Origin of the sequence: Psychrobacter sp. van23A (assembly GCF_030845275.1) — a bacterium.
GTDB classification, from domain to species: Bacteria; Pseudomonadota; Gammaproteobacteria; order Pseudomonadales; family Moraxellaceae; genus Psychrobacter; species Psychrobacter faecalis.
Genome location: NZ_CP132595.1, coordinates 1,987,030 through 2,009,646 on the forward strand (window position 1 = coordinate 1,987,030; position 22,617 = coordinate 2,009,646).

General features: G+C 44.3%; 20 protein-coding genes and 1 tRNA gene. 8 read left to right on the forward strand and 13 right to left on the reverse strand.

The genetic code is table 11. The annotated features are described in order from the left end of the window. Nucleotides 1–197 precede the first annotated feature (197 nt). From ychF to RAH45_RS08450, 3 genes are all read left to right on the forward strand, one after another. Nucleotides 198–1,289, forward strand: coding sequence for a redox-regulated ATPase YchF (ychF, locus tag RAH45_RS08440; protein ID WP_068405531.1), 1,092 nt, complete (start codon nucleotides 198–200; stop codon nucleotides 1,287–1,289). A gap of 184 nt (nucleotides 1,290–1,473) precedes the next feature. Further along, nucleotides 1,474–2,946: a deoxyguanosinetriphosphate triphosphohydrolase gene (locus RAH45_RS08445; protein WP_306495937.1), complete on the forward strand. Its 1,473-nt coding sequence runs from the start codon at nucleotides 1,474–1,476 to the stop codon at nucleotides 2,944–2,946. Nucleotides 2,947–3,107: 161 nt separating this feature from the next. After that, nucleotides 3,108–3,788, forward strand: coding sequence for a TetR/AcrR family transcriptional regulator (locus RAH45_RS08450; protein ID WP_191692145.1), 681 nt, complete (start codon nucleotides 3,108–3,110; stop codon nucleotides 3,786–3,788). Nucleotides 3,789–3,835: 47 nt separating this feature from the next. On the opposite strand, the gene gspK is transcribed toward RAH45_RS08450, so the two are convergent. The 8 genes from gspK to RAH45_RS08490 form a co-directional block, all read right to left on the reverse strand. Continuing rightward, entirely contained in the window at nucleotides 3,836–4,930 is a 1,095-nt protein-coding gene (gene gspK, locus RAH45_RS08455; protein ID WP_306495159.1) for a type II secretion system minor pseudopilin GspK, read from the reverse strand. A gap of 42 nt (nucleotides 4,931–4,972) precedes the next feature. After that, nucleotides 4,973–5,884: a type II secretion system protein GspJ gene (locus RAH45_RS08460; RefSeq protein WP_306495160.1), complete on the reverse strand. Its 912-nt coding sequence runs from the start codon at nucleotides 5,882–5,884 to the stop codon at nucleotides 4,973–4,975. Further along, the gene (gspI, locus tag RAH45_RS08465) at nucleotides 5,881–6,360 is read right to left on the reverse strand and encodes a type II secretion system minor pseudopilin GspI (protein ID WP_200663613.1); all 480 of its coding nucleotides are present in this window, start codon (nucleotides 6,358–6,360) and stop codon (nucleotides 5,881–5,883) included. The genes RAH45_RS08460 and gspI overlap by 4 nt, the downstream gene beginning before the upstream one ends. A gap of 3 nt (nucleotides 6,361–6,363) precedes the next feature. After that, nucleotides 6,364–7,062 (reverse strand): prepilin-type N-terminal cleavage/methylation domain-containing protein, encoded by a 699-nt coding sequence (locus tag RAH45_RS08470; protein WP_306495161.1) that lies wholly within the window; start codon nucleotides 7,060–7,062, stop codon nucleotides 6,364–6,366. Between the two features lie 203 nt (nucleotides 7,063–7,265). Beyond that, nucleotides 7,266–7,949: a TetR/AcrR family transcriptional regulator gene (locus tag RAH45_RS08475; RefSeq protein ID WP_068405549.1), complete on the reverse strand. Its 684-nt coding sequence runs from the start codon at nucleotides 7,947–7,949 to the stop codon at nucleotides 7,266–7,268. Nucleotides 7,950–8,181: 232 nt separating this feature from the next. Further along, nucleotides 8,182–8,970, reverse strand: a complete 789-nt coding sequence (locus tag RAH45_RS08480; RefSeq protein ID WP_306495162.1) for a TatD family hydrolase — start codon at nucleotides 8,968–8,970, stop codon at nucleotides 8,182–8,184. A gap of 194 nt (nucleotides 8,971–9,164) precedes the next feature. After that, nucleotides 9,165–10,952, reverse strand: a complete 1,788-nt coding sequence (locus tag RAH45_RS08485) for a type IV pilus assembly ATPase TfpB (protein ID WP_306495163.1) — start codon at nucleotides 10,950–10,952, stop codon at nucleotides 9,165–9,167. A gap of 69 nt (nucleotides 10,953–11,021) precedes the next feature. Continuing rightward, on the reverse strand, nucleotides 11,022–11,897 hold the full coding sequence (locus RAH45_RS08490; RefSeq protein ID WP_306495164.1) for a tRNA (N6-threonylcarbamoyladenosine(37)-N6)-methyltransferase TrmO: 876 nt from the start codon (nucleotides 11,895–11,897) through the stop codon (nucleotides 11,022–11,024). Nucleotides 11,898–12,371: 474 nt separating this feature from the next. Between RAH45_RS08490 and RAH45_RS08495 the strand changes: the two genes are divergently transcribed. Next, complete coding sequence (locus RAH45_RS08495) at nucleotides 12,372–13,145, forward strand: ferredoxin--NADP reductase (protein WP_144296434.1); 774 nt, start codon at nucleotides 12,372–12,374, stop codon at nucleotides 13,143–13,145. Nucleotides 13,146–13,282: 137 nt separating this feature from the next. After that, nucleotides 13,283–13,369 (forward strand) — tRNA-Leu (locus RAH45_RS08500). A 147-nt stretch (nucleotides 13,370–13,516) separates the two neighbouring features. Here RAH45_RS08500 and RAH45_RS08505 read toward each other — a convergent pair. The 5 genes from RAH45_RS08505 to hppD all read right to left on the reverse strand — a co-directional run bounded on the left by RAH45_RS08505 (nucleotide 13,517) and on the right by hppD (nucleotide 18,607). Next, entirely contained in the window at nucleotides 13,517–14,215 is a 699-nt protein-coding gene (locus RAH45_RS08505) for a hypothetical protein (protein ID WP_306495165.1), read from the reverse strand. Between the two features lie 178 nt (nucleotides 14,216–14,393). Further along, nucleotides 14,394–15,818 (reverse strand): Na+/H+ antiporter NhaC, encoded by a 1,425-nt coding sequence (nhaC, locus tag RAH45_RS08510; protein ID WP_191692160.1) that lies wholly within the window; start codon nucleotides 15,816–15,818, stop codon nucleotides 14,394–14,396. Nucleotides 15,819–15,911: 93 nt separating this feature from the next. Next, nucleotides 15,912–16,256, reverse strand: a complete 345-nt coding sequence (locus tag RAH45_RS08515; protein WP_068405575.1) for a 4a-hydroxytetrahydrobiopterin dehydratase — start codon at nucleotides 16,254–16,256, stop codon at nucleotides 15,912–15,914. Between the two features lie 135 nt (nucleotides 16,257–16,391). Then, on the reverse strand, nucleotides 16,392–17,336 hold the full coding sequence (gene phhA / locus RAH45_RS08520; RefSeq protein ID WP_306495166.1) for a phenylalanine 4-monooxygenase: 945 nt from the start codon (nucleotides 17,334–17,336) through the stop codon (nucleotides 16,392–16,394). A 158-nt stretch (nucleotides 17,337–17,494) separates the two neighbouring features. Then, nucleotides 17,495–18,607: a 4-hydroxyphenylpyruvate dioxygenase gene (gene hppD / locus RAH45_RS08525; protein WP_306495167.1), complete on the reverse strand. Its 1,113-nt coding sequence runs from the start codon at nucleotides 18,605–18,607 to the stop codon at nucleotides 17,495–17,497. 154 nt (nucleotides 18,608–18,761) lie between these two features. Between hppD and RAH45_RS08530 the strand changes: the two genes are divergently transcribed. The 3 genes from RAH45_RS08530 to fahA all read left to right on the forward strand — a co-directional run bounded on the left by RAH45_RS08530 (nucleotide 18,762) and on the right by fahA (nucleotide 22,568). After that, complete coding sequence (locus tag RAH45_RS08530) at nucleotides 18,762–19,691, forward strand: LysR family transcriptional regulator (RefSeq protein ID WP_306495168.1); 930 nt, start codon at nucleotides 18,762–18,764, stop codon at nucleotides 19,689–19,691. A gap of 177 nt (nucleotides 19,692–19,868) precedes the next feature. Next, nucleotides 19,869–21,065 (forward strand): amino acid aminotransferase, encoded by a 1,197-nt coding sequence (locus RAH45_RS08535; protein ID WP_306495169.1) that lies wholly within the window; start codon nucleotides 19,869–19,871, stop codon nucleotides 21,063–21,065. Between the two features lie 201 nt (nucleotides 21,066–21,266). Further along, the gene (gene fahA, locus RAH45_RS08540) at nucleotides 21,267–22,568 is read left to right on the forward strand and encodes a fumarylacetoacetase (RefSeq protein WP_373429164.1); all 1,302 of its coding nucleotides are present in this window, start codon (nucleotides 21,267–21,269) and stop codon (nucleotides 22,566–22,568) included. Nucleotides 22,569–22,617 lie beyond the last annotated feature (49 nt).

The window sequence follows — 22,617 nt, forward strand, 5'->3', positions numbered from 1 at the left end:
AAACCGCGGTATTAAACAGGTTACTAAGTATTGTGATTGAGCGTAAAAATTAAAATAGCAAGCACAACAACCTCACCCATTTTGGCTGAAATTTGCTACAATATGCCCAATTTTGAGTTCCTATTTTACCAAGCTTTATACTGACTAAATACCAAGTCTGTTATTGCCTGATTTTATTAATATATTGAGAGCATGTTATGGGTTTTAATTGCGGCATCGTCGGTCTACCAAACGTGGGTAAATCCACCCTGTTTAACGCCTTGACCAAAGCGGGTATCGCCGCTGAAAACTTCCCTTTTTGTACCAAAGATCCCAATACCGGTATTGTTCCTGTGCCAGATCCACGCCTAAAAAAATTGGCTGATATCGTCAAGCCCGAGCGCGTATTGCCGACAACGATGGAATTTGTCGACATCGCAGGTTTGGTCGCTGGCGCCTCAAAAGGCGAAGGTATGGGCAACCAGTTTTTAGCTAATATCCGCGAAACCGATGCGATTGCCCATGTGGTACGCTGCTTTGATGATGACAACGTCGTCCACGTTGACGGCCGCGTCAGCCCTATCGACGACATCGAAACCATCAATACCGAATTGGCATTGGCCGATTTAGAGGCCGTTGAGCGCGCTATTACCAACTTAAGCAAAAAAGCCAAAGGTGGCGATAAAGACGCGACGGCTATGCTTGATGTGTTCAAAAAAATCGAGCCATTATTAGCAGAAGGTAAAGCCGCCCGCGGTGCTAACCTAGACAAAGACGAGCAAAAACTAATCAGAAGCTATGGTCTGATTACCCTAAAGCCAACCATGTATATCGCCAACGTGAGCGAAGATGGCTTTGAAAATAACCCATATCTAGATGCGGTGCGCAACTATGCCACTGGCGAAGATTCTATTGTCATTGCCCTATGCAATCAAATCGAATCTGAAATTGCTCAGCTTGATGAAGATGACAAAAAAGACTTCCTAGCTGAAATGGATATGGAAGAGGCTGGTCTTGATCAAGTGATTCGCGGCGGTTATGATTTGCTTGATATGCAAACGTATTTTACGGCAGGCGTCAAAGAAGTCCGCGCTTGGACCGTCGCTGTTGGCGCAACCGCTCCTGAAGCTGCTGGTGTGATTCATACCGACTTTGAACGGGGTTTTATCCGCGCTGAAGTCATTGCGTATGACGACTTTATCGAGTATGGCGGCGAAAAAGGTGCAGCTGCTGCTGGCAAATCACGTTTAGAAGGCAAAACCTACATCGTGCAAGATGGCGATGTGATGCATTTCCGCTTTAACGTTTAACGTTCAACGTTTAATATTTACAAGTACAAGCGGATTGCGTGTTTACACAGTCTTAGTAGAGAACAACCAAAAGCCAGCTTCAACGCTGGCTTTTTTTATTATAATAAAGGGAATAACGTTAAAGTAATTAAATTCTCTAAAAGCAAAAATAAAATAGAATGATATAAATAACGGACGATAAATGATGACTGTTTCTGTTAATCAAACCACGAATTCTAGTGACCATTGGGCAAAACTATTTAGTGCGCAGCGTTTAGGCAGTCATAAAAAAGCTCCTGCCGAGGACAGCGCACGCTCCTCCTTTCATAAAGATTACGACAGACTGGTATTTTCACACTCCTTTCGTCAGCTGAACCAAAAAACCCAAGTTCATCCACTGACCAATCAGCTCGGTATTCATACGCGCTTAACACACTCGCTCGAAGTTTCTTGTATTGGTCGCTCTTTGGGTATCATGGCAGCAGAGAAGCTGCATGATAAGTTGGGCGGCGGCTTACCGAACGGTGTCGCGCCCGCTGATGTCGGTGTCATTGTCCAAGCAGCTTGCCTTGCCCATGATATTGGCAATCCACCGTTTGGTCATGCCGGTGAATACGCCATTCGTGACTGGTTTATACATCCTGACCGTAAGCAAGTCTTGAAAAATCTGAATAATAACAAGCAATTAGATTTACTGGCTTATGAAGGCAATGCACAAGGATTTCGTATATTAACCCGAAATGAGCACCACCCTGATTTAGGTGGTATGCGCTTAACCTGTGCTACTTTGGGCGCGTTTATGAAGTACCCTTGGCTTGCGACCCATAGCAATCCCGTTTATCAAGACAGCTCTATTGATCAAAACAACTGCATTTACCAAGGCAATCACACCACTAACATGCAAAAATTTGGCTGCTTTTATAGTGAGGCAGCGCAGTTAGAGCAGTTGGCAGAAACGTTAGGCTTGCCATATTCAAAGCAGCACGATGGCTTTGCTCGTCATCCGCTAGCCTATTTATTAGAAGCGGCAGACGATATTTGCTATGCGCTGATAGATTTGGAGGATGGCATCAATTTGAATATGCTAAGCTATGCAGAGGTTGCGGCGATTTTTTATGAGCTGATTGGCGAGCGCCCTGATACGCTTATTCTACCCACTCAAGTATCAGTCAGACAGCATCTGGCATCGCTGCGGGCACGTGCAATGATGCGTTTGGTCAATGCCGTCACCGATGCCTTTGTAGCCAATAGTGATACTATGTTGGCGGGGATGCTACCAGGCAGCTTGTTTGCGCACTGTGAGCCGAGCGTACAAAGTGGCATTAACCAAGCTAAGCAATTGGCACGCGAAAAGATATTTAATCACCCAAGTAAGGTACGCATGGAGCTGATGGCCAATCAATGCTTGCAGCGCCTGCTCGATGCTTTTATGCCACTCGCCTGGATAAAACAGACAAATGAGGCAAATGAAACCAATGCGCCGATAAGCCAAATATCCTTTGAGCAGCAGCGTTTGCTAAAATTACTCCAGCCGCATCTCGATGAACACCGCCGGACTCTAGCAGATAATACCTATGATAATATGCTTAATGTTTTAGACTTTATAACCGGTATGAATGACCATGAAGCCTATCGACTGGCGCAAGAGCTACAAGGACATTGGGGCACCATTGTTTAAACAACATGTTTAAGCAGCTCGTTTAAAAAGAAGTTTAGAGACAATTTAAAACCGAGCCAAACCAAAATTTAAGCAAACCATTAACGATAATCCTCTATTTTATTCGTATTTTCGCAATGAAATGAGTATGATAGACATCTATCAGGTAATTTTGAAATATTATGAGTAGTCGCGAACAAAAGAAACTTCAAACACGGCACGCTTTTTTTAATGCGGTGCTCGATTTGTGTATGACAGGACAGTCTTTTAGCTCAATCAGTCTCAGGCAAGTCACGCGTGAGGTTGGCGTGGTGCCGACCGCCTTTTATCGCCATTTTGATGACATGGAATCGCTTGGTCGCGCCTTAGTCATCGAAGAGTTGGGCGGTACGATGGCAACGTTAAGTGAAAACTTGCAAATTGGGCGCAAACGCAGTTTTGAGCGTCAAATCGCTAAAAGCATCCAAATGTTTTTATATATGGTCAGCGAGCAGCCTTGCTACTGGCAGTTCTTAGTCAGTGAGCGTTATGGCGGCTCGGAGGCGGTACGCAAAGCCATCAATGAGCTGATTAAAAAACACGGCCAAAACCTAGCAGAAGACTTAGCGCTACAGCCGGCATTTACCCACATCAATACTTATGATCGTAGACTGTTGGCGGAAGCTGGGGTCAATATGTTTTTTTCTTGGATTATTGACTGGCTCGAGCTAACCTATACCGAAGATCATGATGATGAGGTCGACTTGGCTGAGATTGAAAAGAAAAAACAACTGATGCTGCATAATTGCACGCGCCAAGCACAAATGCTGTTTTATGGTGCTTACAATTGGAAATCTACCGAAGAAACCCGTTTAAATGATTAATTAGACTTAATTTTTGCATGCTGTTTATTACTAATTATCTATAACCATTAGAAAATTGGCCTAAAAGCCCAAAGTCGCTGCGTTACTACGCGCACCTCTTTGGGCTTTTTATTATCAGCGTTATTAGTATTGCCATTGGCGTTATTAGCATCACTGCTGTTTTTATTACCATTATTATCGCTGCTATTTGCTATGTCGCCATCAGCAGCCGTTTTGCTAATAATAACGGTCGCAAAGCGTTGCCTTGCCTGACCAACCGTCGCATTATCAGAGGCGGTAATAAGTGCCATAAAGGCTTGGCTATCAACCGCTAGTAATGGCGTCAAGGCTTTGCGCTGCTCTGCTTTTACACTACTTAATACGGGCAGTTGCCAAACATCATCGACAGAGCCGAAGGCTTGTTTTGCTTGCAACTCAACGATACTCTGCATTTGCTGGCTGCTCACCCCTTCTACCAAGGCAGCAAACAAAACGGGACTGGCGGTATTAATATTAATGGGTAAATAATATGGTACCGCCGTGATATAGGGACGCAGTGTCGCCAATACTTGCGCATCAACGCCCTTTACCTCTGCTAATTGATCGATACTAAGCAACGCTTGGTTTGGTAAAGCTGTATCCGCTCCGCGATTGGACTGCTGAGCATATACCACATTTTCATCACCGCCATCTTGGTAGACTTCGCTGTCGGCATCTTGATAATCAAGTACCGCAACGGCGATATCAGGCTCTAAATTTAGCTGTGTAAGCAGCCTTTGAAAAACGGCCAAGGCAGCATTATCAACGGCGCCATTGTGATATAAATTATTAATATTAAAACGACTGCCCTCATCGCGTAATTCGATGCCGATGCTATGTCCGCCTAGGGTGTAAGGCGGTATTGGCTGCGCCCAAATATCCTGCGCGCTATCGGTATCATTTAATTTGGCATCAGCACGAATCAAGGTAACGGCCAATTGCTGACCTGCGTTGATATCTTGTAAGAGCTGGTTTTGGTCAAACAATAAGCCGCTGCGCCTAATGGCAATCTTTTGGCTGGCAAGCATTGCCCCTGCAACCACAGTAATACTAACCACCAATAATAAAATAGTCAGCAGCGCGACGCCACGTTGCGAATCGGCTTTCATAGAGGTTATAGGCATCGTTGGCCTTATTTGTGGCTTGTTTGGCATAAATAGCCTCTATCATTGACCAAATGGAGCATTGTCATTATTGCTGCCTGAGTTATTATTTTCTACATTGCCATTGGCTGCGTTATTAGTGTCGCCGTTATTATTTTTATCACCGCTATTAGCATTAGGATTGTTAGGCGTATTTTTATGACTGGTATTTGTACTGACATTTGGTATTGGCTGCGGCGTCAGTGCCCATTGCCAAGTGATCGGCATATCTTGATACGTAAAGTTAAGCGCAATCCCTTTTGGTAACAGTATAGTCTCAGACGTTTTATTGGCTGAATTCGCCGTCTGCCCTGATGGTGCGTTATTGCTGAAGTTATTACGATTGTCTTTATTGGGAAATTTGGTGCTTAATTCAGGTAAATAAGCTTGCCAGCGCCCAGCCGTGACGCCTTTAAGCAATACACTATCTAAGCTGATGCTGTCACTGCCAAGACTGGTATATTGACGACGAATTAAGCCCTCATCGGCAAAAATGTATTCGATATGCTGCAGACTCGCGCTGCTCTGATAACGTGGGTCGGGGTCCGCAAAACGCACAAAGCTGATACGTGCGCCGTCTAGAGTCATAAAAGGTTCGGGCGCTGGTGCGTTTTCTTGATTGCTATTGCTGGCGTTATTATTACTCCCATTATTATTTGCGCCATTATTGGTTGTAGCGTTATTGGTTGAGGCGTTATTAGTTAAAGAATTAGCACCCTGCGTATCCACTGCCTGATAGGGAATCATTTGGTTCATATCTTGCTGTAATTGCAAATAGGCATATTGCAGAACTGCTAAATGATCCGCATGAAACTGCGCCCGTTCGCGCGCACGGTTAACGCCATCAAACACTTGCCAGCCAGCCACCGCTAACATGGCAAATATCGCCATCGCCACCATCAGCTCAAGCAGAGTAAACCCATGATTTGATTTCATGGATTGCCTCCATTAGGGTCTAGTTGGCTCAAATCCAAACTACCAACCTCTTGCTCAGCATTACTTAACATCACGTTGATATCCGTCACTGCGCTGCGTGTTTGTCCGTCTATAATGGGCGCAACAGCGATATTTACTTGCTTTAATGCAGGTGTGATGGCATCGGTGGCAGTCATTGTCACTTGCCAATCACGACCTTGGGCATTGATGGTTTGTGTTTTGTTGGCCGTCAGCCACGTATCTTGAATATGCAAGTCCGCTGCCGCGTTTTGTGCGACAAACTGCGCTAGCGTGCGAGTACGTAAAACATCAACTGAGCTTAAATACGCACTACTCGCACGGCTCGCGGCAACGGCAACGACGGCCAAAATTGCTAAAGCAACCATGACTTCAATCAGGGTAAATCCTTGCTCATGCCTTGATATAACAGGCTTTGGATTTGTGTAGGTCGATTTGGCTTTATCTTTGTTAATCATCAGCTACAGCCCTTGTCCTATCGAGATACTACCATCGGGCATAATTGTAATGACTTCACCCACCAAACGCGAATTATGACGCACCTCAATCGTCACCGGCGTGGCCTGACCTGTGCCAAACCATAGTACTTGCGGTACGTTTTGGTCGGTAAACCACGGCTGCAGCGCTTGCGTTTGACCTGCGGTTGTTTGCTTACCTGCATCTAGGCTTTGCACGCTTAAGCTCACACCCGTAGGCAAGGCAGGCAGACTAACTTCTGGCTCAATCTCCCAACTTGGTGTGGGCACTTTATCTGCAACAGCACTTGAAATGCTCGTCAAATCTGCCGACAACTCCATGGCGTTTTTAGGCATACTATCGCTATTAGAAGACGTAGGATCTTGAGTTTGATAAGTAATATACGGATTTGATAGCGTGACAATGACCGGCGTCATTTGACCTTGTTTATCGGCTTGTAAGCTCAAACCCATGGGCGCCATACGCTCAGCCGATAGAAGCCGTACATAGCTCAGAGAATCTGTTAAATGCTCATAAAAGGCGCGGTTTTTGCGTGACTCACTACTACCGACCGACAAGCTCATCATGCCAGCAAAGATAGATAGAATAACGACCACCACTACTATTTCTACAAGGGTAAAGCCCGCTTGCCCGATACGGATGTGCGCGTGAGGAGCTGCTATTGAGGAAGTCGGTTTTGACATACAGAAGTCATCTAGAATGGCGTCACCGTATTAAAAATAACGCTATATTGAATGGTATACAAACGACGAAAGACATGACGAGTTATAAAAACTATGACTTCGTACACGTGTTAAAAGAGAAATTTAACGTGTTGCCATACAGAAGATAGCAACACGGACCGTTATAAAATAATAGCTGACTGCGTTTAAAATAGAATAAAAAGCTAGTAATTGGTATTACGGTGCTCTTCTGATTCAGTATCGATTTGCTCTACCAATTCTTGCATATCTTCATCCATGACTTCATCATCGGCCGCTGGATAATGGCTTGGCAACTCAAGCATTTGCTGCACAAAAGCATAACGCAAGGTATCACGGCGACCTAAGTAGCGCTGATAAAAGCTTGAGTTTAATAATCCTGCACCGCCCTGACCCATCGCCCAAATCGAGGACAAATAATCGCGCGTACTTAAGCTACTGTGCTGCTCTTGAAGATACGCACTGATAATATCAATCAAACGCTTCATGCGCTGACGACGAATATCGTAAAGCTCACCGAACAGGCGGTTCAGACCCGTCACCGATGCCGCCAAACGCTCTTCGATTTGGTTAAGGAGCATGGCTTTTTGCGGATTAAATAGCTGCTGAAAAATCATCCGCGCGACGCCTGCCGACGGACAGTCATCAATACGGTTAATCTCAAACAATTGCTCTTCGTAACGGATAATAATACGCAGGTAGAGCTCATCTTTACTGGAGAAATGCTTATATAAGGTGCCTTTAGCCAAATCAAGCTGGTCTGCCAAACTGTCCAAAGTGATATCACCATCGCCTGACTCAAGTAACAATTGCTCTGCCATCGCTAAGATATTTTCTTCTCGGGCCTTGAACTGGTGCTGACGACTCATAATTTCTCCTAAAAACTGACAATATCATGCATACCACCGTCCCTTTTGTCAGTGTACTGGCAGCACGCTTATAAATTTTATAACGGCTACGCCAATACCATCAAAGGCAATATGCTTATGTTTGCTAAATAGTCATTGATAATCATAGGGTTAAGTTAAGCATCAAAAACACATTCAACACAGAACTACAAGACAAGCCTATAAATGACTGATTGGTCATAGCATAACCATTTTAGTGATACTGTGCCAGTAAATTTTCAAAGTTTTTTGCAGTCAATGCGCCGACTTCCTCGCCACTACAGCCATACAATTGGGCAAGATAGCTTGCCACGTATGGCACGTATGCCGGCTCATTGGACCTGCCACGTTTAGGCACGGGTGCTAAATACGGGCTATCGGTTTCGATAAGTATTCTGTCTTTGGGCATATTTTTTGCGGCATCTTGAATCATTTGCGCACTTTTAAAACTGACGATACCTGAGAAGGAGATATAAAACCCTAAGTCTAATGCGCGTTTTGCGGTTTCCCAGTCTTCAGTAAAGCAATGGATAATACCGTGTTCAGCGCCTTCTGCTTTTAGGATATCAAGCGTATCTTCTTTGGCGTCACGCATATGCACGACAAGCGGTTTCTTTAGCTGTTGGCTGGCATAGATATGACGCGCAAGGCTAGCTTGTTGCTCTTTTTTATTTTCCGTCGACCAGTAATAGTCCAACCCCGTCTCCCCTATCGCCCACACGTGCTCAGCATCAGCCGTTTCTATCAAGCGCTCAACTGTCGCTGACTGCAATACGCCGATATCTTCACAGGGATGAATACCGACGCTCATTCCAAGATTTAGCGTTTCGTCATTATAAGTGCTGACAATATTGGCAATCTCATCATATTCAGCGAAATCACACATAATGGCCATCGCACGGGTGACATTCGCCTCTTTCATCGCCGCAATCGCGCCGGACAATTGACCATCATACTTGGTTAAATCCAAACGGTTTAGATGGCAATGCGTATCTGTAAACATAAACAATCTCGTTAATAAGAATCAATAAATAAAATTATCTTAAAATATAGATTTGGTAATAGTAATAGTATTAATTGCTCTGATAAGCTGGCTTTTCAAGTCGTGTTTAACAAACGTCTATATAAAGGCTTTTTTATCAGAGCATTTTTTTAAAGAATGGTTTTTTTGAATGAGGTGTATTTTAGAGACATCCTTTAATGCAGCGGCACCACACGCATCACCTCTTCTATGGTTGTTAACCCTTCGCTAATACGCTTTGCTCCCGATAAACGTAGCGGCTGCACACCTTCGCGGTACGCTTGCTGCTTCAACGTATCCAAATTGGCATCGGCGGCGACCAGTTTTTTTAGCTCATTGGATAACGGCATAATCTCGTACAGACCAACGCGGCCTTGATAACCCGTATGGCGACAGTGCTCACAGCCCTGCGCCTTATAAACTTGTGTTGGTACAGGCGCGCGCCAAGGCTGCACCAGCTCTTGCCATTGAATGGCTATCTCACTATCTGGCGTCACATCAAGCGCTTGCTTACAATGCGGGCATAACGTCCGTAATAATCGCTGTGCCATGACGCCCAATATCGTTGCTGAGGTTAAGAACGGCTGAATACCTAAATCGTGCAGACGGGTAATAGAGCTTGGTGCGTCGTTGGTATGCAACGTTGATAGCACCAAATGTCCTGTCAAAGACGCTTGCACTGCCATATTGGCAGTCTCAGCATCACGAATTTCACCGACCATAATAATGTCTGGGTCTTGGCGCATCAAAGAGCGGATACCGTCGGCAAAATGCAAATCAACCCCTGGATTGACCTGCATTTGATTAAAGGCCGGCTCAATCATTTCAATCGGATCTTCAATGGTACAGACATTGACCTGCTCGGTGGCGAGCTGCTTGAGCGTACTATATAAGGTGGTGGTTTTACCAGAACCCGTCGGACCCGTTACCAAGATAATCCCATTTGGATGCGCGGTCAGCTCGTGCCACGTTTCAAGCTGCTTACCCGACAGGCCAAGTTGGGCAAACGAGCGCACCAGTACTTCTGGGTCAAATACCCGCATGACAAGCTTTTCACCAAAGGCAGTCGGCATGGTAGACAGACGCAGCTCAGTTTCTAAGCCTTTGGGCGTACGGGTTTTTAGGCGTCCATCTTGCGGCTTACGCTTTTCTGCGACATTGAGCCGCCCCAAGATTTTAATGCGTGCAGTCACAGCGACGATGATCGCCAGCGGCATCTCATAAACGCTATGCAGCACCCCATCGATACGAAAGCGCACTTTTCCAGTCTCACGGCGCGGCTCTAGATGAATGTCGCTTGCGCGCTGCTCAAAGGCATATTGCAATAGCCAATCGACCACTTTGACGATATGTTGGTCATTGGCATCGGGATTGGCATTATCGCCCAGCTGCAACAACGCTTCAACGTTGGTGACGTCCGCTGCCGCACGCTTATGTAGGGAGTTCGCGCCCGCAATCGCTTGCGTGACTTGATAAAACTCTTGCCGATAGCGATTGATTTGTTCAGGATTGATAAAGACCGTACGATAGCTTTTTGATTTAATGAGCTTTTCGATATTGCCATGCCAATCGGTATAAAATGGCTGGTCAGTACCAATAACCACTTCATCAAGCGTCACTTCAATCGGTAAAATATGCTGCGAACGCGCATACTCAAACGACATCAGCTGCGTCACTGTTGGTACATCGACCTTTAACGGATCAATACGCACCAGCGGCATATCTGCTTTGGCAGCCAACCATTGATTAAGCCATGCTAGCGTCAATTTATTCTCAGAATTATTATTAAGCGCGTGACCATTTGGCAGCCCAAACTCGCTAATCGTAATCAGCGGATGCTGCGCCTTGTTACGGCGACTGGTAATGACAAGATTATAACCGCGCTGATCAATCACCCTATCTGCCAATAATTCATCTAGGCACCAACGCAAATCAATCACTATCGAATATTTTTGAACAGGCATGGTTGTCTTCTTTTAAAGGTTTATTCTTATGAGGTTTAAGGCATTTGGCAGCGGCGATTTTTACTTTAATTATACTGTGACAATATTCATTATCTGCAATTCACCTGATTCTAGCAATTTAAAACTGACATCAACCGATTTATAGCGCATAACAAATGACGACTCTGTCTCTGTACGTCGATAAGCAGGGCGCGGGTCTTGCGCTATCAAAGCTTTGATAGTATCAAAATCAGATATTACTAACTGCTTTTGGATTTTATCAATGACTGCTTTAACGGATGATTGCTTATTTTGCGCATTTTCTTCCGCTGCATTATCTGCACTTTGATTGGCGATAATTTGTCCAAATTGCTCATAAGCCGATTCGGTAATCGTCACGTCCAACAAATGCGGCGCCGAAGGCGCAAAACCGCTTTTTGCTTCAGGCAAGGCATCACTATAAGCCACATAAGGCTTGATATCGATGATGGGCGTCCCATCTATCATATCAGCACCGCTGATAATAAGTAACACTCGACCTTCTACCATCTCAATGCGCTCAAGCTTTACCACAGACAGTCCAAGCGCGGATGGTCGATACATACTGCGACTGGCAAATACGCCTATTTTTTGATTGCCACCCAAACGCGGCGGACGCACTTGCGGGCGAAAATTACTATCATTTTTGTCTTGCTGCTTATTATTGAGTGAATGCTTGTCTTTATCTAACTTGTCTTTATATAAATAGTTATGATGAAACTGCCAACTGATCCAAATATGACTAAAATCCTCCAGTCCGACAAATGCCGCTGGCGTGTCATACGGCGCGAGCATTTCAATCACACTAGTCATAGCCACCAAATTTGGCTGCCTCGGTGCGCCAAACTTTTGTGACAGCGGCGCACGGTGGTAACCGATAATGGGCGATATATGATAGTTAATAGCGGCGGAAGTCTGACAAGTCATAAATCAAGTTCCAAAAGTAAATAGCTGATAATACATGGCATGCGGCAATGATAGAAAATTACTCGCTAACGATATTCCATTTTATCATGGTACAGACAGGCAGCTAGGCGGATTTTTATTTTAAAGTTTGTTATGATGAGCGAGAAATTTATTGAGAATGGCTTGCATTCATAACGCACACGTCTAAAAGTACAAGCAGCAAAGTTTACTTTTACCGGCAGCGCCGTTGTTTGCTACAATCTGACGCCTTATAAAACCTGATAATAATGTTAAAATAACGGTTTTTTATCCGTGTCATTTGCTTAGCATGTCATTTGCTTAATTAGCCTGAACTGATAATTGATAAGCGCTTAATCTTAAACTGATAATTGATAAGCGCTTAATCTTATTCACACTTTTTATTACCTTAAAAATTTTTGCTTACCACCATTTTTAATGGGCGAATACACATTACCACTTACTAACGAGGGCTTTATGTCAAAACTCCGCACCGAAACGGTCACTGAGGTTCATCACTGGAATGACTCTCTATTTAGCATCAAAACCACGCGCGACGATGGCTTACGCTTCCGTAATGGCGAGTTTGCGATGATTGGTATCGTTGTCGATGGTAGACCGCTATTGCGCGCTTACTCGATTGCCAGCCCCAACTACGAAGAGCATTTGGAATTTTTCTCTATTAAAGTTCAAGACGGTCCGCTAACCTCGCGCTTGCAGCATATCAAAGTGGGCGATGAGTTACTGGTCAGTAAAAAACCGACTGGCACGTTGGTCTTAGATGATTTGTTGCCGGGTAAGCACTTATATATGCTCTCAACCGGTACAGGACTTGCGCCATTTTTAGCGTTATCACGCGACCCTGAAGTCTATGAGCGTTTTGACAAAATCATTTTGGTACACGGCGTACGTCAGGTCAAGGATTTGGCTTATCGCGAAATGTTCGAAGAAGAGCTGCCAAACGATGAAATCTTTGGTGAAGAGTTCCGCGAGAAGTTTATCTACTACCCAACTGTCACGCGCGAAGAGTTTAGAAATACCGGCCGTATCACTGATCTGATGAAATCAGGTAAATTCTTTGAAGATATCGGTCTACCGCCAATGAATAAAGACGATGACCGCGTACTTATCTGCGGTAGTATGCCATTTAATGCGGATATCTCTACAATTTTAGACGACTTCGGTCTCACCGTCTCTCCACGTATGGGCGTACAAGCGGATTATGCCGTTGAACGTGCCTTCGTTGGTTAAAAATGAATTTTTATCTTAAATATAATAAATAATTCTTGACGGCTAAAAATAGCCTGCTATAATACGCAGCCTATACAGAGTTAACCTTGTAGCCCAATTCGATATAGTCTAGCAGTAAAGACTTTATCTCCTAACATGCCAGTGTGATGGAATTGGTAGACATGACGGATTCAAAATCCGTTGCCTTTAAAAGCGTGTCGGTTCGAGTCCGACCACTGGTACCATATACGAAACCCTCGCAATCTATCGATTACGAGGGTTTTTTATTGCTTACTGTTTAAAATTGGTTGTCCTATCAAAAAAAGACCACGCTAAATTGGCTTAGCGTGGTCTTTTTTAACAGTGAATAACAGTGAATAGTGTATTCAATGCTACTCGGCTTCATCTAGCAGCTTATTGACCGCATCTGCCATGTCATCATCTATGATGTTACCTTCTAAATAATCGACTAGCTGATGAATAGTAGTCAGATCCATTTCTCGAATACCCAAACTTGCCAGTTGCTTATTAATAGACGCCAAGCTCTCAGTATCTTCAGAATTATCCAATAACTGCTCATCAAAGCTATCACTGACAAACCAATACATTTTTTCTAACACGCTCTCTCTTCTCGTCAAGGTAGAATAATTATCGCCATGGATAAACAAATTAAAATGATAAGGTATTTCCACCTCATTGATAAAAAAAGTACGCTTACACTCTAGGGTATAGGCTTGTACTTGTTTCTCTTCAGCGCCTTCTGCATCACTTATATCTTCTGCAATCTCTTCTTTTACCAAGCCTTCTAATATTTCGTAACGCCCAACTTTGACTTTGTGATTATAAATAATACAAGCGTCCGCAATCGCATCAAAAATCACCGCACTGACATCTAAGGTATGGTCGTCGATATCATAAAACGCTTTTAAAAAAGGTAAGAACTCTGTGAGCTTGTCTTCTGGCACTTCGGTCAGAAACTGCTGCTCGTAAATGGCAATCATATCTTCAGGTGAATAGGTATTGGCGGTATTGGTCTCATTTCTGCCCGTAGGTTGCAAGGGTATCAGGTTATATGGATTATTATGGGTCATGCAGGACTGCCTTTTTATTGAGGTAAGCGAAAATCTATGTTCTCTATTATCTCTTATTCAGCCACTTTTAGATATATGGTTTAGGCGTTCAAATTAACCATAAAAACCACTCTAAGTTACTTAGAGTGGTTTTTATGCAACCAATACTATCTCAGTTTATTTTAAAAATGAATGTTCGCTAATTTGCCATTTGTACTTTTGGTTGCTTATGAATGCTAGAGCCATCTTTACAACTGATGGTGATACCTGTGAAGCCAAACAGTATCGTAAGCAGCAGCGATAAATAACAGAAAAAGGCATAAGGCAAATATTCAAGTACCGGAACACCTAACGCTTGGCTGATAAATACCCCGCACACGCTCCACGGTACTAATGGATTGATAACCGTGCCCGCGTCTTCGATGGTACGCGATAGGTTTTTGGGGTGTAAATTCAAACGCTCAAAGGTCGGACGAAACGCAGTTCCTGATAATAAGATACTCAAATATTGCTCACCGATCAGCACGTTGATGCTTAAAGCCGCCATTGCGGCGGCAAAGATAGCACGTCCTGAGCTTGTCAGCATATTACGAATACCTAACAATAACGCTGGTAAGATACCCAAAGCACGTAATAAACCGCCCAAACTTAACGCCAATATCACGATAGTCTGAGTAAAGAACATACTTTGCATACCGCCACGTGAGATCATACCCGCCACTTCACCCAGCTCTAAATTTTCGGCGGGCGTATAACCAGCAAATAGATAACCGCCGAGCTGCCCAATACTTGGCGTGCTGTGCAGATAAGTAAGCACTAAAGCGGTCGCGATTGTACAAATGATGGTATAAATGGCATTGACTCGGCATAGTGCTAATACCACTAGCACGACAAATGGTAATACGGCATAACCATGGACTAAGCCGCTATCGACCAATTGTGATTGCAGTAAGGTCACTTGACCTAAATCACCCGTACCCGTCTGGCCAGAGAAATACCAAAATAGCCCAGCTGTAATGAGCCACGCCGGTACCGTGGTATACATCATATTGCGAATATGCTCGAACAAATCAATGCCGACGACAGAAGAGGCAAGCGTACAAGTATCTGACAACGGCGACATTTTATCGGCAAAAAAAGCACCTGAAACCACAGCACCAGCAGCAATAGCAACGTTGGCATCAAAGGCATTACTCATACCAATAAAGGCCACACCAAGTGTCGCGGCTGTGGTCAAACTACTGCCTAGAGCGACACCAATAATTGAGGTCAAAACAAAAGCCGAAATATAATAATACTGCGGTGAGATGAGATCAAAACCATAATACATAATGGTAGGAATAGCACCTGACATCATCAGCGCGGCGACCAGCAAACCAATAAAAAATAGTAAATAAATAGCACCAATACCACTGACAACACCCGATGACATCTGCCCCTGCATCTTCTCAAAGCTTAGACCTTTATACATACCAAGGCCTAATAAAACAACGATTGCAAGCATCAATGACAGATGCGGTACCCAGCCAAAGCCGATCATGGTCACACCCATAATCGCGATGACAACGCTGGCAATAATAAAAGCTACCTTGGGAGATAGCTCGGTAAGTACTTGTGGAGGCATAACACATCCTTATGGGGCCATCATATATACTCTGGCGTTAGGGTTGGTTTTGGGTGGGACAAGTTTAATGAGTTGCAAAGATTATTGCCAGTCTCATGACTTACCCAGTAGGCTATCGGTCTTGGCTGCCATGATAAAATCGTTGCGATGCAGACCTTTAATGCTATGTGACCACCAAGTGACGGTGACCTTGCCCCACTCTACCAAAATACCCGGATGATGCCCTTCTGCTTCCGCAATGTCGGCAAGCTCATTGGCAAATGCCATCGCTGTGACAAAATTTTTGAATTTATACTGACGCTGTAATTGCTTAATGCCGTCGACTTCGATGAGCGACCAATCAGGAATTTGTTGTAATAGCTCGCGTGCTTCTGTGTCGTCGACGGTTGGAGCGCCGATACGGCAGGCTTCACAGCTGGCTTGTGATAATGTCGTCATGATAATATCCTTTTAAGTTAACTATTATTTTTTTAATACCGTTAGGTTTAATACAGTTACGTCCGTGTTAATACTGTTTTTACAGCATCACTTTTACCCCATCGTTATTTTAACGATGCTAAATTTTTTAATGTATTAAGAGTTTTTTGGTGCATAAGTTGGTTCAAACAAGCCAAGTGCCATTGCTTGTTTGACCTTGCCCATGATGTCGCTATCGACGATATCGAACAGCGCATCTAAATCATCAATGACATAATAAATCGGCTGAATATGGTCAATGCGATAAGGCGTACGCAGAACATCAAGCAAATCAAATGCGCGGTGTTCTGGCTGATTTTGAGGTTGCTGCTGATGCTGATGGTTGGATTGGTGCAACGTATCGCTACCATTAAGCGCATAAATCGTTTCAGAAGGCGAGCTCAAGATACCGCCGCCATAGATACGGCGATTGTCAGGGTGACTACCTACCAAGCCAAACTCGATGGTAAACCAATAAAGCCGTGCCAAAAACCACCTTTCTTCTTTACTGGCATCAAGACCCAGCTTGCCATAGGTCTCATTAAAAGCGGCAAAAGCAGTATGGGTCAGCAGCGGACAATGGCCAACGATTTCATGAAAGACATCTGGCTCTTCGATATAATCCATGTCTTCAAAGCGGCGGATAAAGGTCGCTACGGGAAAGCGTTTATTTGCTAAAAGTTTAAAAAACTTACCAAAGCTGATAAGCGCAGGAACGGCAGCGGTTTGCCAGCCGGTAGTGGCTTGCAGGATTTGGTCAATGTCATTTAATTGCGGGATATGCGTCGATGGCAGATTTAGCTTTTCTAAGCCTTCTAGATAGGCTGAGCAAGCTCGATTGGGTATTTGCTTAGCTTGACGTGTAAGCAGCGCCTGCCACATGGCATTTTCATCGTCACTATAGTGGATATGACCCTGACTGTCTGGCTGATGCGAGAGGTAAGGTTGCTTCTCAGCGGTTGAATCGCTATGGCTAGCATCATCAGCGCCGAGAGCATTAGAAGACACACTCTTGGCACTGAGGAATTTTTGAATAGTATTGTTAGCTTGTAGGCGTTCCATGCCTGTGTTCCTTTTATTAGCGTTAGCACATGCGCTTGTCGTCAGTAATTCTCAGGTATTCTGGGTTTACCATCGCAAGCAGTACTTTGCTGATTAAGGACAAGACAAATTCCTTTTGCCCTGCCCATTTATTATACTTATAAACGATTAAGCTAAAACTATGGCGTTTCAGTTTCTGGCTGACCAATCGCGCCGCGTCGGACTTGGTCACGCTCGATTGATTCAAACAAGGCTTTAAAGTTACCTTCACCAAAGCCTTCTTCATAATCGCCTTTACGCTGGATAAATTCGAAAAATACGGGGCTACCAAGGATAGTTTCAGAGAAAATCTGTAGCAACAAGCGTGGCGTACCGCCTTCTGTGGTACCGTCTAACAAGATGCCGCGCATTTGTAGTTCAGCGACATTCTCGCCGTGGTTTGGTAAGCGCTCATCCAGCATTTGGTAATAGGTTTTATTTGGCGCTGTCATCAGCGGGATACCCATGTCTCTTAATTTGTCGATGCTAGACAACAAATCATCACTCAATAGCGCGATATGCTGGATACCTTCGCCATTAAATTGCATCAAGTACTCTTCAATTTGCCCACCACCCTGCTTTGATTCTTCGTTTAATGGAATACGGATTTTGCCATCAGGCGCGGTCATCGCTTTACTGGTCAGACCGGTGTACTCACCGGTGATATCAAAATAACGGATTTCGCGGAAGTTAAAGATACGCTCGTAGAAGTCGGCCCAATATGCCATGCGACCACGGTAGACATTATGAGTTAAATGATCGATAACCTTGAAGCCAAAGCCTTTTGGATGCTTGTCGACGCTCGGTAGGTATTCAAAATCGATATCATAGATAGAATTGCCATCGCTAAAGCGGTCAATGAGATAAATAAGCGAGCCGCCGATACCTTTAATCGCTGGTAGGCGCAGCTCCATCACCCCTGTAGGCACATCTACTGGTTCAGCACCGTTTTCGATAGCAAGCTCATACGCTTGCTGCGCATTTTTTACTCGAAAGCCCATGCTACAAGCGCCCGCGCCATGCTCACCTAAGAAATAGCTGCCATGGCTTTTTGGCTCACGGTTTAAAATAAGGTTGATATCTCCTTGGCGAAACAAGGCCACATCTTTTGAGCGGTGATTGGCAATATGAGTAAAGCCAAGGTTGCGAAATAGCGTTTCGACAAGCTCAGGCTCAGGTGAGACAAACTCAACGAAATCAAATCCTTGCAAGCCCATTGGGTTATCAAATAAATCTGCCTTTAACTCTGACATTGTCATCATCCTTAATTTCAATTGGTGGTATACATCACTAAAAATTAGCAAAAAATAAGTTTTATCAATCATTCCTATTGACGAGTGATTTATATTAGATTAGCTTGATTTATAAGACTAATCGTTTTTTTTGATTTATTTATCAGGTTTGCTTATGAATATCAGTATTCGCCAATTGAGCGCTTTTATTAGCGTCGCCGACAATGGCAGTTTTACCCGCGCCAGCGAGCAGATGCATTTGACCCAATCTGCCGTCAGTGGTTTGATTAAAGAATTAGAATCCAGCCTTGGCATCGTGTTGTTTGATCGCACCACCCGCCAGCTGTCATTATCCGTCGTTGGTCATCATTTATTGCCGCAAGCGCGGCGTATTTTAAATGAGATGCAGCTATTTGAAAATGAAGCCAGTAGCTTGACAAGTTTGGCGCAAGGACAAGTCAGACTTGCGGTGTCGCAATTTGCTGCCTCCTCCATGCCAGCCGTTATTGCTCAATTTGCTAAAGCATATCCAGATATCAGCGTGTCTTTACTTGATTGCTCAGCAGAAAATGTTTTAGAACATATTCAAAACATCGAGGTAGATTTGGGCGTCGGTACTGAGCGTGGCTTTACGGAGCCTGACGATGACATCAGCGCCGATTTATTATATCAGCTGCCGTTTTGTGTGGTAATGCCAGATAACCATGCGCTGGCGCAAAAATCAGAAGTCATTTGGCAGGATTTAGTAGACACGCCGCTTATTACCTTGCAAGGGCCATTTATCGAGCAAGTCACCGCTGAGCTTGATGAGGAAATCGCCAGCCATATTCAGCAGGCGCGCTATAAAGTCAACTTTATGTCCACCGCCCTTGAGATGACCCGCCAAGGTTTTGGCATTACCTTGTGCTTGCCTTATATGCCAGAGGTGATAGATTGGGTAAGCGCCAATAGTTTGCAGATGCGCCCGTTGGCACAGCCGGTTAAAATGCGCCGATTCTTTATTTATCAACGCTCATCACGCGCTTTATCGCCCGCCAGCATTGCTTTTAAGCGATTTTTGCAAACTTACTTTGCCAGCCACTTTGACGATTTGCAGCGTGTTTAAGGGCAATCAAAGCACTTATTATTTCAATTTAGCAAAGGCTGAAATCTGTCCAAAAACTTGCTAATAAACAAAAAAATGCGTTAATTAATCAGTATCGCTGAATCTAACATTGAGTTAATCGCCAAACTGGTTTATGCTTTTTAACGCCTTAACTCATCTCCCTTGTAAGGAAAAAAAATGTTTGAACGTATCGATTATTATGCCGGTGACCCGATTTTAGGATTGATGGACAAATTTGCCGCTGACACCAATCCAGATAAAGTAAATTTGGGCGTTGGGGTTTATTATGATGAGGATGGCAAATTGCCTGTCCTTGAATGTGTCAAAACAGCTGAAGAGCGCATTGCTGACCCTATCTCTCCTCGTCCGTACTTGCCAATGGCAGGCTTACCCGGCCACCGTAAAGGTTGTCAGGAATTGCTGTTTGGTAAAGACGCGCAAATCTTACAAGACGGTTTGGTAGCAACCATCGCCACTATCGGTGGTTCTGGCGCATTAAAAGTCGGCGCAGAATTTATCCATGAATGGTTCCCACAATCCAAATGCTACGTCAGCGACCCAACGTGGGGCAATCACATTGCAATCTTTGAAGGCTCTGACGTCGAAGTCGGTAAATATCCGTACTACGACAAAGCGACCAGCAGTGTTAAGTTTGATGAAATGATTGCATTTTTTGAAACTTTGAACAAAAATGATGTTGTCTTGCTGCACCCTTGCTGCCATAACCCAACCGGTATGGATTTGACTCGTGAACAGTGGGATACCGCGCTAACTGTTATTAAAGCGCGCGAATTGATTCCATTTATGGACATCGCCTACCAAGGCTTTGGTAAAGACATGGACAGCGACGCTTACGCGATTCGTAAAGCAGTCGAGATGGGTCTACCCGTATTTGTCAGTAACTCATTCTCTAAAAACTTATCGCTATACGGTGAGCGTGTCGGCGGTCTGTCGGTCGTGTGCCCAAGCACTGACGAAGCGGAGCGCGTCTTTGGTCAGCTAAATGCAACCGTGCGTCGCATCTACTCAAGCCCACCATCACATGGCGGCCGCGTGGTCGATATCGTCATGAACGACGAAGCGCTACATGAGCAATGGGTTGGCGAAGTTTATGCCATGCGTGACCGTATCAAAGCCATGCGCTTAAAGCTCAAATCGGTCTTAGAAGAAAAAGTCCCCGGCCGTGACTTCGATTATTTAACTGAGCAAAACGGCATGTTTAGCTTTACCGGTCTGACGCCTGAACAAGTTGAAAAACTCCAAAGCAAATATGGTATCTACATGGTTTCAAACTCACGTATGTGTGTGGCGGGCTTAAACAGCAGTAATATCGATTATGTTGCCAATGCCATGGCTGACGTTTTAAAAGACTAACTCTCTAGCGTAATTTAAAAAAAACATGTGATTAAAAAGGTTGAGTTATGATTCAGCCTTTTTTTATGTCTGCCACTTTCTAAAAAACTGTATAAAAAACACTGCACAAAAAACCTTGCAATCTATTTGGCTATAAATTACATTATACGTAAGCAGTTAATTATAACGTAATTCAATACACGCTTTAGCAAGGAGCACCTCATGTCAACGATTGACAAAAACCTCACCTCATTTATCGATATTGCCGCCGATTCTGACTTCTCTATTCATAACCTGCCTTATGGTATTTTTAGTGATGCTAAAGACGTTACTGGTAATAACAATCGTCGCGCAGGTGTTGCTATTGGTGAGCAGGTATTAGACTTATCAATACTCGAAGCAGAAGGATTATTAAGTTTGACTGGCGGCCCCTATTTTGATCAGCCAACCCTAAACGCCTTTATTGATTCTGGTCGCGATAATTGGACCAAGGCGCGCAGCACCATTCAAACCTTATTGTCTGCTGATATTGACACACTGCGAGACAACAAAGACTTGCAGGCAAAAGCGCTGTTTAAGCAAGCAGACGTCACCATGCATCTGCCTGTTCACGTACCAGGTTTTACCGATTTTTACTCATCTAAAGAGCACGCCACCAATGTCGGTACCATGTTCCGTGACCCAAAAAACGCTCTACTAGCTAACTGGACTGAAATGCCAGTCGGTTACAACGGCCGCGCCAGTACCGTTATCGTTAGTGGCACCGATGTGATACGCCCATCAGGTCAGCTAAAGCCCAATGCTGATGAACGTCCTATTTTCTCGCCTTGTAAGCGTCTAGATTTTGAGCTTGAAACCGCCTTTGTCGTTGGTCGCGGCAATGATATCGGTCAACCGATCGCAGTCGATGCAGCCGCGGATCATATCTTTGGCATGGTTTTGCTCAACGATTGGTCAGCTCGCGACATTCAAAAATGGGAATACGTACCTTTAGGCCCCTTTAATGCCAAGACCTTTGCCTCTGAGGTATCTCCTTGGATTGTGACCATGGATGCGTTAGCACCTTTTAAGACTGCATGCCCAACGCAAGAACCAAAACCACTGGCTTATCTCAATGAAAAAGACAGTAACAATAGCTTTGATATCAATTTATCAGTCGAGCTGTTGCCTGAGAATAGCGATGAAGCAACGGTAGTTTGTGAGACCAACTTTAAATATATGTATTGGTCAATGGCGCAGCAGCTTACCCACCACACCATCACTGGTTGTAAAGTAGAAGTTGGTGACATGATGGGTTCAGGAACGATTTCGGGACCGACGCCAGACTCTTATGGTTCAATGTTAGAGATTGCTTGGAATGCGACCAAACCTGTCACTTTAAAAGGCGGCGAAACGCGCAGCTTTATTGAAGATGGCGATACTGTGATTATGAAAGGCTATAGCGAAAAAGACGGCATTCGTGTTGGCTTTGGTGAAGTACGCGGTAAAGTACTGCCTGCGCTTAGCTTTGATTTTGACAAATAGACCTATTTCATAAAGTAATTACAAATCAGACAAGCGTAAAAAAATTACT